The organism is Mycobacterium colombiense (assembly GCF_003284975.1).
In the GTDB taxonomy this organism is placed as follows: domain Bacteria; phylum Actinomycetota; class Actinomycetes; order Mycobacteriales; family Mycobacteriaceae; genus Mycobacterium; species Mycobacterium europaeum_A.
This window is the reverse complement of record NZ_QMEU01000119.1, coordinates 1-12,705: the sequence shown is the minus strand read 5'-3', so window position 1 is coordinate 12,705 and position 12,705 is coordinate 1. Positions and strand designations below refer to the sequence as shown.

Sequence of the window (12,705 nt, the reverse complement as noted above, 5' to 3'; positions counted from 1 at the left end):
GCATCGACTTCGGGCCCGCGCTGCTGGCCGACGTGCAGATCGCCGTGTCCTCGGAGCGCCAGCTCGACGACCTGGTGGACGCGGCGCGCCGCACCGGACGGACCGCGGCCGTCACCGTCAAGGTGGACACCGGGCTGAACCGCAATGGGGTGCCGCCCGCGCAATACCCCGCGCTGCTGACCGCGCTGCGCCGGGCCGTCGCCGAGGAGGCCATCGTGCTGCGTGGCCTCATGTCGCACATGGTCTACGCCGATGAGCCCGCCAACCCCGTGAACAACCTTCAGGCCCAACGCTTCGCCGCCTTACTGGCCCAGGCGCGCGATCAGGGCGTGCGGTTCGACGTGGCGCACCTGTCGAACTCGTCGGCCACCATGTCTCGTCCCGATCTGGCCTTCGACATGGTGCGCCCCGGCATCGCGATCTACGGGCTGAGCCCGGTGCCCGAGCGTGGCGACATGGGTCTGGTGCCGGCGATGACGGTCAAATGCTCTGTGGCGTTGGTGAAGTCGATCCGCGCGGGGGAGAGCGTGTCCTACGGCCACACCTGGACCGCGCAGCGCGACACCAACCTCGCGCTGCTGCCCGTCGGCTACGCCGACGGCATCTTCCGGTCGCTGGGCGGGCGGCTCGAGGTGTTGATCAACGGCAGCCGGCGCCCGGGCGTCGGGCGCATCTGCATGGACCAGTTCGTCGTCGACCTCGGCCCGGGGCGCATCGACGTGGCCGAAGGCGACGAGGCGATCCTGTTCGGGTCCGGCGCGAGCGGCGAGCCCACCGCGCAGGACTGGGCCGACCTGCTCGGCACCATTCACTACGAGGTCGTGACCAGCCCCCGCGGGCGGATCACCAGGACCTACCGCGAGGCGCGAACCGTTGAGTCCTGAGGAACCCCGCAGGCGCCGCAAGGCCGGGGCCTGGCTTGCGGGAGGCGCGGGGGTGACCGCCGTCGCCACCATCATCGGCGCCTCGGCCCGCCGGTCGATGACCCAGCGTGCCACGGTCGAAGACCCTTATGCGGACGAGGATTTCAACCGGCTCGAGGACGACGCCGGCCTGGTGGTGACCACGCCCGACGGGATTCCGCTGGCGGTGCGCGATACCGGCCCGGCCGATGCGCCGCTGACGCTGGTCTTCGTCCATGGGTTCTGCCTGCAGATGGGCGCGTTTCATTTTCAGCGCACCCGGTTGCCCGAGCAGTTGGGCCCCGACGTCCGGATGGTGTTCTACGACCAGCGCGGCCACGGCAGATCCGGCGAGGCCGACCCCGAGACCTACACGCTGACCCAACTCGGCAGAGACCTGCAAACCGTGCTGAACGTGGTGGCACCGCGCGGAATGATCGTGCTGGTGGGCCACTCGATGGGCGGCATGACGGTGTTGTCTCACGCCCGCCAGTTCCCCGAGCAATATGGACGCCGTATCGTGGGCGCCGCGCTGATTTCATCCGCTGCCGAAGGGGTGTCCAGGTCGCCGCTCGGCGAGATCCTGAAAAACCCTGCGCTGGAAGCGATTCGGGTCGCCGCGCGGTCCGCGCCGAAGCTGATGCACCGGGGCCGCAATGTGTCCCGATCGTTGATCGGGCCGGTGCTGCGGGCCGCCTCCTACAGCGACCTGCAGGTCAGCCGCAGCCTGGACGCATTCTCGCAGCGGATGATGAACAGCACCCCGATCCCCACCATGGTCGGCTTTCTGGACGCGCTGGAAAAGCACGACGAGACCGCCGGGCTGTGGACGCTGCTGCGGGTGCCGACGCTGATCGCGTGCGGCGACCACGACCTGCTCACCCCCGACGAATATTCGCGCAAGATGGCCGCCAGCCTGCCGCAGTCCGAGCTGGTCATCGTCGTCGGCGCGAGCCACCTGGCGCTGCTGGACAAGCCCGACGCCATCAACGGCGGGCTGGTCCGACTGGTCCGGCGGGCCACTCCGGGCAAGGCGGCGCTGCACATGCGGCGGATGCGAGAAAGGTTGCGGCGCCGTGGCTGAACTCGACGGCGGCACCGCGACCTGCGACCGGGTCGAGGACACCATGGCGCTGGGCTCGCGGCTGGCGCAACAGCTGCGGGCCGGCGACGTGGTGGTGCTCTCCGGCCCGCTCGGGGCGGGAAAGACGGTGCTGGCCAAGGGTATTGCGGCGGCGATGGATGTCGACGGGCCGGTCACCTCACCGTCCTACGTGTTGGCGCGCGTGCATCCGGCGCGGCGCCCCGGCGCCCCGACCATGATTCATGTCGACATGTACCGGCTGCTCGACCACACCGACAATCAGGGCGCCGATCTGCTCGCCGAACTCGATTCGCTGGACTTGGACAGCGATCTCGACGACGCTGTCGTGGTGGTGGAATGGGGCGAGGGCCTGGTCGAGCGGCTCGCCGAGCGGCATCTGGACATCCGGCTCGAGCGCGTCACCGGATCCGACGTGCGGATCGCGGCTTGGCGGTGGGCCGACAACGCCGACAACGCCGATAGCGAGGCCGAGCCATGACCGTCGTCCTTGCCCTCGACACCTCCACCCCGGCGGTGACGGCCGGCCTCGTGCGGCGCGACGACCTGTGCGTGCTCGCCGAGCGGGTCACCGTTGACGCCCGGGCCCACGCCGAACGTCTCACTCCGAATGTCGTTGCCGCCCTAGCTGCTTCGGGGCTGACGATGGCTGACCTGGACGCCGTCGTGGTGGGCTGCGGACCGGGCCCGTTCACCGGCCTACGCGCGGGCATGGCCACCGGCGCCGCCTACGGGCACGCGCTGGGCATCGCCGTGCGCGGCGTGTGCAGTCTGGACGCCATCGGCGTGCGGACCACCGGGGACGCCTTGGTGGTGACCGACGCGCGCCGCCGCGAGGTCTACTGGGCCCGCTACCGCGACGGCGCGCGCACCCACGGCCCGGCCGTCAACGCGCCGGCCGACGTCGACCCGGGTAACGCGGCGGCCGTCGCCGGCTCACCCGACCATGCCGCCCTGTTCGGCCTGCCGGTGTGCGAGCCCAGCTGTCCGACACCGGCCGGACTGGTTGCGGCCGTGGCCGATTGGTCCGCCGACCCCGAGCCGCTGGTGGCCCTGTACCTGCGTCGACCCGACGCCAAACCGTTGGCCACGCGGCGATGACCACGCACAGTGAGCCCGCGACCGTCGGCGGCCTGACCCGGGCCGACGCCCAACGCTGCGCCGAGCTGGAGGCGCAGCTCTTCGACGGCGACGACCCCTGGCCCGCGGCGGCATTCCATCGCGAATTGGCCAGTGCCCACAACCATTACGTGGGCGCGCGCGTGGGCGAGACGCTGGTCGGCTACGCCGGCATCTCGCGATTGGGCCGTACCCCGCCCTACGAATACGAGGTGCACACCATCGGCGTGGATCCGGCATATCAGGGCCGGGGCATCGGCCGCCGGCTGCTCGACGAGCTGCTGAGGTTCGCCGACGGCGGCGCGGTGTACCTGGAGGTCCGCACCGACAACGAGGCCGCCATCGGGCTGTACACCAGCGTCGGGTTCGAGCAGATCGGCCTGCGCCGCCGCTATTACCGGGTCAGCGGCGCTGACGCGTACACGATGCGATTGGCGGCCCGATGACCCGCGCCGGCGACGATGCAGAGCGAAGGGATGAGAAGGAGTGGCGCCGATGACCACCGTCCTGGCGATCGAAACCTCTTGCGACGAAACGGGAGTCGGCATCGCCCGGTTGGATGCCGACGGCGCCGTGACGCTGCTGGCCGACGAGGTGGCCTCCAGCGTCGACGAGCATGTGCGGTTCGGTGGCGTGGTGCCCGAGATCGCCTCACGCGCGCATCTGGAGGCGCTGGGACCGGCCATGCGCCGCGCCTTGTCGACCGCCGGGCTGGACAGGCCCGACGTCGTCGCGGCCACCATCGGGCCCGGGTTGGCCGGCGCCCTGCTGGTGGGGGTCGCTGCGGCCAAAGCCTATTCGGCGGCCTGGGGGGTGCCCTTCTATGCGGTGAACCACCTGGGCGGGCATCTGGCCGCCGATGTCTACGAGCACGGGCCGCTGCCCGAGTGCGTGGCACTGCTGGTCTCCGGGGGCCACACCCACCTGCTGCACGTGCGGTCGCTCGGCGAGCCGATCGTCGAGCTGGGCAGCACCGTCGACGACGCCGCCGGCGAGGCCTACGACAAGGTGGCGCGGCTGCTGGGGCTGGGCTACCCGGGCGGCAGGGTGCTTGACGAGCTGGCCCGCACGGGCGATCGCGACGCGATCGCCTTCCCGCGCGGCATGACCGGGCCGCGTGACGACCCGTATGCGTTCAGCTTCTCCGGCCTCAAAACGGCCGTCGCGCGCTACCTGGAAAGCCACCCCGATGCGGTGAACGCCGACATCGCCGCCGGCTTCCAGGAGGCCGTCGCCGACGTGCTCACCAAAAAGGCCGTGCGCGCCGCCACCGGGCTGGGCGTGCAAACCCTGCTGATCGCGGGCGGGGTGGCCGCCAATTCCCGGCTGCGCGAGCTGGCGGAGCGGCGCTGCGCCGAGACGGGCCTGACGCTGCGCATCCCCAGGCCCCGGCTGTGCACCGACAACGGGGCGATGATCGCGTCGTTCGCGGCGCATCTGGTCGCCGCGGGGGCGCCGCCGTCGGCGCTGGACGTGCCCAGCGACCCGGGGCTGCCCGTGGTGAAAGCGCAGGTGAGCTGATGTTCGCTGAGCGCGGACACGCCGACGCGGGAGAAGCAGCGGGGGGCCCTTGAGTGCTAGCACTCGCATGTATAGAGTGCTAGGTGGCAATCGGCCAAGCCCTGTGTCGGCACCCGCGACGACGGCGCTCGGGCGCGGACGAATGCCGAACACCTGATAACTCGGAAGGTGCGGGCTCAATCCGTGCCGACCGTCAACTCCGGTCCGGGCTCGTCCCGGACCCGACCCAACAGTGGAGGCTCCAATCGTGGCGAAGGTGAATATCAAGCCACTCGAGGACAAGATTCTCGTGCAGGCCAACGAGGCCGAGACCACGACCGCGTCTGGTCTGGTCATTCCTGACACCGCCAAGGAGAAGCCGCAGGAAGGCACCGTCGTCGCAGTCGGCCCCGGCCGGTGGGACGAAGACGGCGCGAAGCGCATCCCGCTGGACGTCTCGGAAGGCGACACCGTCATCTACAGCAAGTACGGCGGCACCGAGATCAAGTACGGCGGCGAGGAGTACCTGATCCTGTCGGCACGCGACGTGCTGGCTGTCGTCTCCAAGTAAGAACCGTGTTCCGCCCCGGCGATCCCCGCGTGCCGCGCGGGTGATTTCCGGGGCGGCATGCGTTTGGGGCTAGTGGCGATCGCAAGCGCGGCGAAGCCGGGCGAAGCGGGTCACCACCATTCAAACAAGGAGCCTGATGAGCAAGATCATCGAGTACGACGAGACCGCGCGTCGCGCCATCGAGGCGGGCGTGAACACGCTCGCCGACGCGGTACGGGTGACGCTCGGGCCGCGCGGCCGGCATGTGGTGCTGGCCAAGGCATTCGGCGGCCCGGCGGTCACCAACGACGGCGTGACCGTCGCGCGTGAGATCGACCTGGAAGACCCGTTCGAGAACCTGGGCGCCCAGCTGGTGAAGTCGGTGGCCACCAAGACCAACGACGTCGCCGGCGACGGCACGACGACCGCGACCGTGCTGGCGCAGGCGCTGGTCAAGGGCGGCCTGCGACTGGTCGCGGCCGGCGCCAACCCCATCGAGCTGGGGGCGGGGATCAACAAGGCCGCCGACACGGTGTCCGAGGCGCTGCTGTCCGCGGCCACCCCGGTCTCCGGCAAGGACGCGATCGCGCAGGTGGCGACCGTGTCCTCGCGCGACCAGCTGCTGGGTGAGCTGGTCGGTGAGGCGATGACCAAGGTCGGCACCGACGGTGTGGTCAGCGTCGAAGAATCCTCGACGCTGAGCACCGAGCTCGAGTTCACCGAGGGCGTCGGTTTCGACAAGGGCTTCCTGTCGGCGTATTTCGTCACCGACTTCGACTCCCAGCAGGCCGTGCTCGACGACCCGGTGATCCTGTTGCACCAGGACAAGATCAGCTCGCTGCCCGACCTGCTGCCCATGCTGGAGAAGGTCGCCGAATCGGGCAAGCCGCTGCTGATCATCGCCGAGGACATCGAGGGCGAGGCGCTGGCCACCCTGGTCGTCAACTCCATCCGCAAGACGCTGAAGGCCGTCGCGGTCAAGGCGCCGTTCTTCGGCGACCGCCGCAAGGCGTTCCTGGAGGACCTGGCGATCGTGACCGGCGGCCAGGTGATCAACCCGGACGCGGGCCTGCTGCTGCGCGAGGTCGGCACGGATGTGCTGGGCTCGGCCCGCCGTGTGGTGGTCAGCAAGGACGACACCGTCATCGTCGACGGCGGCGGCACCAAGGATGCGGTGGCCAACCGCATCAAGCAGCTGCGCGCCGAGATCGAGGCGAGCGACTCCGACTGGGACCGCGAGAAGCTGCAGGAGCGGCTGGCCAAGCTGGCCGGCGGTGTGGCGGTGATCCAGGTGGGAGCGGCCACCGAGACGGCGCTCAAGGAACGCAAGGAAAGCGTCGAGGACGCCGTCGCGGCCGCGAAAGCGGCTGTCGAGGAAGGCATTGTCGCCGGTGGCGGCTCGGCGCTGCTGCAGACCCGCAAGGCGCTGGACACGCTGCGCGCATCGCTGAGCGGCGACGAGGCGCTGGGTGTCGACGTCTTCTCCGAGGCGCTGGCGGCGCCGCTGTACTGGATCGCCACCAACGCCGGACTTGACGGCGCGGTCGCGGTGCACAAGGTGACCGAGCTGCCCAACGGGCACGGGCTGAACGCGGACAAGCTGACCTACGGCGACCTGATCGCCGACGGCGTCATCGACCCGGTCAAGGTCACCCGCTCGGCGGTGCTCAACGCCGCGTCGGTGGCCCGGATGGTCTTGACCACCGAGACGGCGGTCGTCGACAAGCCGGCCGAGGAGGCCGACGACCACGGCCACGGTCATCACCACCACCACTGAGTGAACGACGACAAGCGCCCCCGGTTGCACGGCCGGGGGCGTTTGTTTGTTTGCTGACCTGCCCATGAGCCGCGGTTGAGCGTCTACGGTCGCGGCATGGACCGCATCTGGCAGTGGGCGTGGGATCGGCACGGCGCGAGGTATACGTGGGTGGCCTTCGCCATCACCGTCGTCCTGGGGGGACCGACATTCCTCGGTTGGTCGTTCGTCGTTGTCGCGTTTGAGAAGTCGGATCGCTACGTCGAGGCGGCCGTGGTCGCCCTGCTCGGCATGCTGGTCCTGCAGTACCTGGTGGTACTTCCCGGCCTGGGCGGCCTGCGCCTTGCCGAACGGTGGGCGGCCGGCGGCGAGGTCGATGCCGCAAAGGCGCTGGAGCAGACCTACACGTTCGCGCGCGGATGTGCCGCCCGTGCCGTTGGTGTCACCGCGGTCTGGGCGGCGCTGCTGTTCGGCGGTGTGGGTGCGATGGCCGGGGCGAGCGGGTCACGTTTGGTGCAGTTCGCGATCCTGGGCGCCCTCATGGGAGGCGTCGCCCAGCTGGCCTCCGTGCACAGCTACGTGGAAGGGGCACTGCGGCCGGTTCGGGCCGCCATCGCCGGTGACACCGGGATCGGTGACGCCCTGCCGCGCTCCCGGCCGACTTTCGCCGCGTGGGCGAACGTGTCCATGCTGTCGGTCGCGTTCACCAACGCCGCCACCGCCGCGATAGTCGCGGTCGTGTTCGTCCGGGTCGTCGATGCACCCGTGCTGGCCATCGGAATTGCGTGCGTGTTGCTGATCGGTTTCACCATGCCGGTCAGCGTCGGCGCCATCTTCGCGCCGTCCCTGCGACCGATTCGCGATCTCGCCGAAGGAACCGAACGGGTTGCGGCGGGCGACTACAGCCGGCGCCTGCCGGTGGTTCAGGACGACGACCTTGGCGCGCTGGCGGCGTCGTTCAACCGGATGCAGGCGGGTTTGGCTGAGCGGCAACGACTTCAGGGCGCGTTCGGGACGTATGTCGACCCCGTGCTGGCCGCGCGTTTACTGCAGCAGGGCGATGATGTGTTCACCGGGGAGCGGCGCGAGGTGTCGGTGATGTTCGTCGACGTCCGGGATTTCACCCCGTTCGCCGAGGCCAACAGTGCCGAGGACACCGTCGCCCGGCTCAACGCCCTTTTCCAAATCGTGGTGCCGGCCGTGGTGGAGGCGGGTGGGCACGTCAATAAGTTCCTCGGCGACGGCGCGCTGGCAGTATTCGGTGCCCCCAATCATCTGGCCGATCATGCCGATGCGGCGGTGAATACCGCCGTGCTGATTCACCGCCGCGTGGCCGAGCGATTCGGCGGTGAGCTTCGGATCGGCATCGGGATCAACACCGGTCCAGTGATCGCCGGAACCATCGGCGGCGGAGGCAAACTCGAATTCACGCTCATCGGCGACGCCGTGAACGTCGCCGCCCGCGTCGAACAGCTCACCAAGACCATCGGCGACGCGGTCCTGTTGACCCACCAGACCGTCGACGCGCTGCGGGCCCCGCCAATGGGGCTGACGGACAGGGGTTTTCACGCCCTGAAGGGAAAGTCGGCCGAGGTGCAAGTGTTCGGCATCGACCCCGCGGCGGCGACGACGTCGTAGCCGGTGTCGATGCCGTAGTCTGCACTCGTATTCCACACTCCACGAGGAGTCCCACCCATGACGCAAGTGCTGCAGACCGAGGTGTGTGTTGCCGGCGGCGGTCCCGCCGGGATGGTTCATGCCCTGCTGCTCGCCCGGGCCGGAATCCGGGTCGTCGTCTTGGAGAAGCACAACGACTTCCTGCGCGACTTCCGCGGCGACACCGTGCATCCCACCACGCTGCGGATCATGGACGAGCTGGGGTTCATCGACGAGTTCCTGCGGCTACCGCACACCAAGATCGACCGGGTCGCCTTCGACACGGACGGCTCCATTCGCACCTTCGGCAACTTCAAGGTGCTCAAGCGGCTCGGCTTCCGGCAGCCTTATATCGCCATGATGCCGCAGTGGGACTTCCTCGACTTCCTCGCCGAAAAGGCTTCTGCCTACCCCGAATTCACGTTGCTTCGCAATGCCGAGGTCACCGACGTCATCGTCGACGGCGACCGGGTGGCCGGGGTGCGCACGCCGGACCTCGAGGTGCGCGCCCAGGTGGTAATCGCCGCGGATGGACGCAAGTCCGCGGTGCGCGCCGCGGCGGGGTTGCGGACCGCGGCGGCGCACTCGCCGATGGACGTGCTGTGGTTCCGGCTGAAATGGCGCCCGGGCGACCCCCGGGAACTGTTTGCGGTGCTGCGCAAGGGCCTGATGATGGCGATGATCTACCGCGGCGATTACTGGCAGATCGCCTATCTGATGCCGAAGGGATCGAACCCGCGGGAGGGATCCCTCGAGGAGTTCAAGGAGCGGATCGTGACCGCGCAACCTCGGCTGCGAGAGCACGTCAACGACCTGAGTTCGTGGGACGACACCAGCGAACTCGACGTGCGGGTGGACCGGCTCGAGACGTGGTGGCGAACGGGCCTACTGTGCATCGGCGACGCGGCGCACGCCATGTCGCCGGCCGGGGGGGTCGGCATCAACCTCGCGGTGGCCGACGCGGTGGCCGCGGCCAACGTCCTGTGCGCCCTGCTGCGCGAGGGCCGGGTGACCGACGAAGACCTCGCGAGAGTGCAGCGGCGGCGCGAGCTACCCACCCGGATCGTGCAGGCTTTTCAGGTGTTCATTCAGGACAGGGCGATCGCGCGCAACTTGAGCGGTGACCTGTCCCCGATTCGTGTCCCCAAGATCGTGGGTATGGGCCCGTTGCAAGCGATTCCGCCGATCTTCGTCGGACGTGGTTTTCGTCCCGAGCACGTCCGCACGCCGGATGTGCACGCGCGGTAGTGCGCTGTCAGAGCCCGGCGATGACGATGACGACGCCCACCACGATGCACGGCGCCAGGGAGACCAGCAGGACGCTGACCAACTTCTCCTGCGCCGCCGAGGCCTCGTGGTCGCCGGTCGCGATCGGCGCGAGCCTGGCGCCGGCGCCCCATGCCGCCGCGAGCAGCGTCGCCAACCAGTTCGCGTACGCGGCGTAGACGACGAGGGCCGCCGCCGTGATGGCCCACGCGATGGGAAGGTGGACGTGCGGCCAGAGCAGGCCCAGCAACACGAGGAACATGCCGTTGAGGACCCCCTCGAGGTGGCTCGACAGCGCCATGCGCCGGTTTTTCAGCACGGGCAGGGGAAACCCGGTGCACAGCCCGAGCAGGAACAAGACCAGCCCGAGGGTGAACAGCAGCGTCTGCATGTCAGCACACTAGGGGCGTCCGGCGGCGCCTGCGGTCGATTGCCGGCGAAGCGAGTACCCGCGACGCGGTCGGCGACGAAGATGGCCCCCATGGGTAGGCCGATATTTTCCGTCACTCCCGGCTATGGCGACCACCAGCTCCGGGAGTTCCACTATGCGCAGGCCGTTCGCTACGGGGACCGGGTGGAGACGGCCGGGCAAGGAGGGTGGGACGAGCACTGGCGCTACCCCGAGTCGGTGCGCGACGAGATCATTGCGGCGTTCGACAACGTCGAACGGACGTTAGCCACGACGGGAGCCTCCTGGCGCGACGTGGTGCACGTGCACTCCTACCACGTCCCCGGCGCGGACGGCCGGATCGGGCCCGAGCACCTGAACACCATGGTCGAACAGTTCCGCCGGCGGATGGGCGAGCACGCGCCCCTGTGGACATGCATCGGCGTCGCCGCGCTCGCGAGTCCGAAGATGCGCGTCGAGATCCAAGTCGCCGCCGTCCTTGCGGACTAAGACCGAGCGAGTAGCCGACGCGAAACACCCCCGGTCCCTTGCGGATCGGGGGTGTTCCTTTCATGGTGGCTCGAGTGTCAGCGCCCAGGGGGATAGGTGGGCGGTGTCGTCACGGTCGTGGTCGGTGTGGACGTCAGAGTCGGGGTGCTGGTGACCGTGACGGTGCTGGTGCTCGTGCTGGTGGATGCCGGCGGCACCACGGTGGTGGTGGTACTGGTCGTGACGCTGGTGGTCGATGAGGTGGTTGTCGACGCCGCCGCCGCGATCACACCGCAGGCCAGCCGCTTGCCCGATTCACCCGTCGGGGCCGTGCTGCCCAGATTGTCCGCGGTCTGGTGGATGATCAGCGCGGTGCCCGCGCTGTTTCTCAGGTCGGCGGAGGTGAACGCGTTGCTGGTGGTGACCAGTTTCGCCGAACCATCGGAGCGCACCTGCAAGGCGGTCAGGTCGCCGCTGGCGGGGTAACTCGTGTGATTGGCCGCCTGGTAAACGCCTCCGGCGGAGTCGAAGTCCCCGCTCGAGCCGCCGCTCGGCGCAGCCGAATTGGCCTCGCACTTGCCCACCGCGTGGATCTGCAGCCCGTGGAAACCGGGGCTGAGCACCTGGTTGGGGCCGGCTTCCACGGTCACGGTCGCATAGCCATTGGCAAATTCGAAGGTGGCGTTGGCCACCGGACTGCCGTCGGCGGCCTTCAGCTGGGTGGTCAGCCGCTCCGCTCCGGGGGTCGAACTGGTCAACGGTGACGTATTGGGCTGGCTGCCTTGCTGGTTCGAGCACGCGGCTAGCGGAGCCACGGTCGCGGTGAGCGCCGCGACCGCAAAGCATGCGGCCTTTATCATTTGCGGTGCCTACCCACATTGGCCCGCGTCGAAACGGCCTACTCGGCCGGTTTGCGCACCTCATTGGCCAGGTCGCGGTAGTCCCAGACCAGGTCGACCACCTCTTGCGCGGCCCGCCCTGCCGCGCCGGCGACCAGGCCCACGATGCGCCCGAGGTGGGTCGCCGTCGTGTTCACCGCCTCGAAGACGTTGTCAATAGCGCGATCTGCCACGGTGTCGACCATCTGCGTTCCCCTCCATTGGGCGTCCCCGGCGACCAAGCCTACCGGCCCAGCGACCGGGATCGATGCGGCCGGGTGGTGCGCCCGGACATCCGCGTCGCGCGTGTCCTCGCTCGAATCCATTGGGGCCGGGCGCAAATCGCGCGCCGTGCGGGACTTAGGCCGATCGGCGGATGGTGCGCCCTCGGCCGATGTCGCCCTTGAGCAGCAGGTCGCGCTCGGACTCGGACAGGCCGCCCCAAACCCCGTAGGGCTCACCGACTTCGAGGGCGTGCGACCGGCACTCCTGGATCACCGGGCACTGCCGGCACATTTCCTTCGCGCGCTGCTCGCGCTGCATGCGGGCCCGGCCTCGTTCACCGTCGGGGTGGAAGAACATCGACGAGTCAATGCCGCGGCATAAGCCCTGCAGTTGCCAATTCCAGATGTCGGCGTTGGGTCCAGGTAGCTGCTCCGGCTGTGGCATTGGTTCGTTCCCTCTCTGCACCGCCCGCTCGAGGTCAGGTTCGTGAAAGCGGTTGAGTGCAACTTAAATTAAGTGGAGTGGGGTCACCGATGACTACCCGTCATGCGTAGACGTTAGGGGCGGCGGTGAATTTCCGTCAATAGCCACTTAGCCGGGCAAAGTATGTGCCCGTTGGAGCAGAATTAACTTTGCGTTCATCTCGATTGAAATTGCGAAACCTATGCCGTGCTACCAGGCAGTTGGCCGAAACGAGATTGCCCAGCTCAGCGCGTGGTAGGGGGATAAGGCGAATTTATCCATGGGCTATAGTGATTAACGGTTCGGTAACATGAAGACCACAAACTGTTTACTACATCATTGTGATTGAAACTCGTCACACTTCCGTGATTGGGCGGCGACTGGCCGACGCCGCCTTCGGGGACCGCCTCGC

At 68.7% G+C, this 12,705-nt stretch carries 15 protein-coding genes; 11 read left to right on the top strand and 4 right to left on the bottom strand.

What is annotated here, in order from left to right; all coding sequences use genetic code 11:
- The 10 genes from alr to DQP58_RS23110 all read left to right on the top strand — a co-directional run.
- Positions 1–884 (top strand): alanine racemase (alr, locus tag DQP58_RS23155; protein WP_112710499.1); only part of this gene is annotated, 884 nt, incomplete at its 5' end.
- A 52-nt stretch (positions 885–936) separates the two neighbouring features.
- A complete protein-coding gene (locus DQP58_RS23150) occupies positions 937–1,986 on the top strand; it encodes an alpha/beta fold hydrolase (protein WP_205869520.1) in 1,050 nt (349 codons plus the stop codon).
- On the top strand, positions 1,979–2,485 hold the full coding sequence (tsaE, locus tag DQP58_RS23145; RefSeq protein WP_112710497.1) for a tRNA (adenosine(37)-N6)-threonylcarbamoyltransferase complex ATPase subunit type 1 TsaE: 507 nt from the start codon (positions 1,979–1,981) through the stop codon (positions 2,483–2,485). Before DQP58_RS23150 ends, tsaE begins: the two co-directional genes overlap by 8 nt.
- Positions 2,482–3,105: a tRNA (adenosine(37)-N6)-threonylcarbamoyltransferase complex dimerization subunit type 1 TsaB gene (tsaB, locus tag DQP58_RS23140; RefSeq protein WP_112710496.1), complete on the top strand. Its 624-nt coding sequence runs from the start codon at positions 2,482–2,484 to the stop codon at positions 3,103–3,105. Before tsaE ends, tsaB begins: the two co-directional genes overlap by 4 nt.
- Positions 3,102–3,569 (top strand): ribosomal protein S18-alanine N-acetyltransferase, encoded by a 468-nt coding sequence (gene rimI, locus DQP58_RS23135; protein ID WP_112710495.1) that lies wholly within the window; start codon positions 3,102–3,104, stop codon positions 3,567–3,569. The genes tsaB and rimI overlap by 4 nt, the downstream gene beginning before the upstream one ends.
- Positions 3,570–3,618: 49 nt before the next feature.
- Positions 3,619–4,644: a tRNA (adenosine(37)-N6)-threonylcarbamoyltransferase complex transferase subunit TsaD gene (gene tsaD / locus DQP58_RS23130; protein WP_112710494.1), complete on the top strand. Its 1,026-nt coding sequence runs from the start codon at positions 3,619–3,621 to the stop codon at positions 4,642–4,644.
- 247 nt (positions 4,645–4,891) lie between these two features.
- Positions 4,892–5,194 carry a co-chaperone GroES gene (gene groES / locus DQP58_RS23125; RefSeq protein ID WP_064950356.1) on the top strand — a complete coding sequence of 101 codons (303 nt, stop codon included), beginning with the start codon at positions 4,892–4,894 and terminating at the stop codon, positions 5,192–5,194.
- A gap of 136 nt (positions 5,195–5,330) precedes the next feature.
- Positions 5,331–6,950: a chaperonin GroEL gene (gene groL / locus DQP58_RS23120; protein WP_112710493.1), complete on the top strand. Its 1,620-nt coding sequence runs from the start codon at positions 5,331–5,333 to the stop codon at positions 6,948–6,950.
- A gap of 96 nt (positions 6,951–7,046) precedes the next feature.
- The gene (locus DQP58_RS23115) at positions 7,047–8,567 is read left to right on the top strand and encodes an adenylate/guanylate cyclase domain-containing protein (protein WP_112710501.1); all 1,521 of its coding nucleotides are present in this window, start codon (positions 7,047–7,049) and stop codon (positions 8,565–8,567) included.
- Positions 8,568–8,624: 57 nt separating this feature from the next.
- Positions 8,625–9,833, top strand: coding sequence for an FAD-dependent oxidoreductase (locus DQP58_RS23110; protein ID WP_112710492.1), 1,209 nt, complete (start codon positions 8,625–8,627; stop codon positions 9,831–9,833).
- A 7-nt stretch (positions 9,834–9,840) separates the two neighbouring features.
- Here the strand turns inward: DQP58_RS23110 and DQP58_RS23105 are convergent, their stop codons facing one another.
- Entirely contained in the window at positions 9,841–10,242 is a 402-nt protein-coding gene (locus DQP58_RS23105; RefSeq protein WP_112710491.1) for a hydrogenase, read from the bottom strand.
- 90 nt (positions 10,243–10,332) lie between these two features.
- Here DQP58_RS23105 and DQP58_RS23100 point away from each other — a divergent pair, with 90 nt between their 5' ends.
- Positions 10,333–10,749, top strand: coding sequence for a Rid family hydrolase (locus tag DQP58_RS23100; protein ID WP_112710500.1), 417 nt, complete (start codon positions 10,333–10,335; stop codon positions 10,747–10,749).
- 77 nt (positions 10,750–10,826) lie between these two features.
- Here the strand turns inward: DQP58_RS23100 and DQP58_RS23095 are convergent, their stop codons facing one another.
- The 3 genes from DQP58_RS23095 to DQP58_RS23085 all read right to left on the bottom strand — a co-directional run bounded on the left by DQP58_RS23095 (position 10,827) and on the right by DQP58_RS23085 (position 12,275).
- Positions 10,827–11,588, bottom strand: a complete 762-nt coding sequence (locus DQP58_RS23095) for a superoxide dismutase family protein (protein ID WP_112710490.1) — start codon at positions 11,586–11,588, stop codon at positions 10,827–10,829.
- A gap of 38 nt (positions 11,589–11,626) precedes the next feature.
- Entirely contained in the window at positions 11,627–11,800 is a 174-nt protein-coding gene (locus DQP58_RS26655; protein ID WP_165827939.1) for a hypothetical protein, read from the bottom strand.
- Positions 11,801–11,966: 166 nt separating this feature from the next.
- Positions 11,967–12,275, bottom strand: a complete 309-nt coding sequence (locus DQP58_RS23085) for a WhiB family transcriptional regulator (RefSeq protein WP_112710488.1) — start codon at positions 12,273–12,275, stop codon at positions 11,967–11,969.
- Between the last annotated feature and the right edge of the window lie 430 nt (positions 12,276–12,705).

What these genes read in the sequence shown, in the direction of transcription:
- DQP58_RS23105 (WP_112710491.1), bottom strand. Translation starts at nt 10,242, where the DNA reads ATGCAGACGCTGCTGTTCACCCTCGGGCTGGTCTTGTTCCTGCTCGGG.
- DQP58_RS23100 (WP_112710500.1), top strand. Translation starts at nt 10,333, where the DNA reads ATGGGTAGGCCGATATTTTCCGTCACTCCCGGCTATGGCGACCACCAG.
- DQP58_RS23110 (WP_112710492.1), top strand. Translation starts at nt 8,625, where the DNA reads ATGACGCAAGTGCTGCAGACCGAGGTGTGTGTTGCCGGCGGCGGTCCC.
- DQP58_RS23095 (WP_112710490.1), bottom strand. Translation starts at nt 11,588, where the DNA reads ATGATAAAGGCCGCATGCTTTGCGGTCGCGGCGCTCACCGCGACCGTG.
- rimI (WP_112710495.1), top strand. Translation starts at nt 3,102, where the DNA reads ATGACCACGCACAGTGAGCCCGCGACCGTCGGCGGCCTGACCCGGGCC.
- tsaB (WP_112710496.1), top strand. Translation starts at nt 2,482, where the DNA reads ATGACCGTCGTCCTTGCCCTCGACACCTCCACCCCGGCGGTGACGGCC.
- DQP58_RS23115 (WP_112710501.1), top strand. Translation starts at nt 7,047, where the DNA reads ATGGACCGCATCTGGCAGTGGGCGTGGGATCGGCACGGCGCGAGGTAT.
- tsaD (WP_112710494.1), top strand. Translation starts at nt 3,619, where the DNA reads ATGACCACCGTCCTGGCGATCGAAACCTCTTGCGACGAAACGGGAGTC.
- groL (WP_112710493.1), top strand. Translation starts at nt 5,331, where the DNA reads ATGAGCAAGATCATCGAGTACGACGAGACCGCGCGTCGCGCCATCGAG.
- DQP58_RS23085 (WP_112710488.1), bottom strand. Translation starts at nt 12,275, where the DNA reads ATGCCACAGCCGGAGCAGCTACCTGGACCCAACGCCGACATCTGGAAT.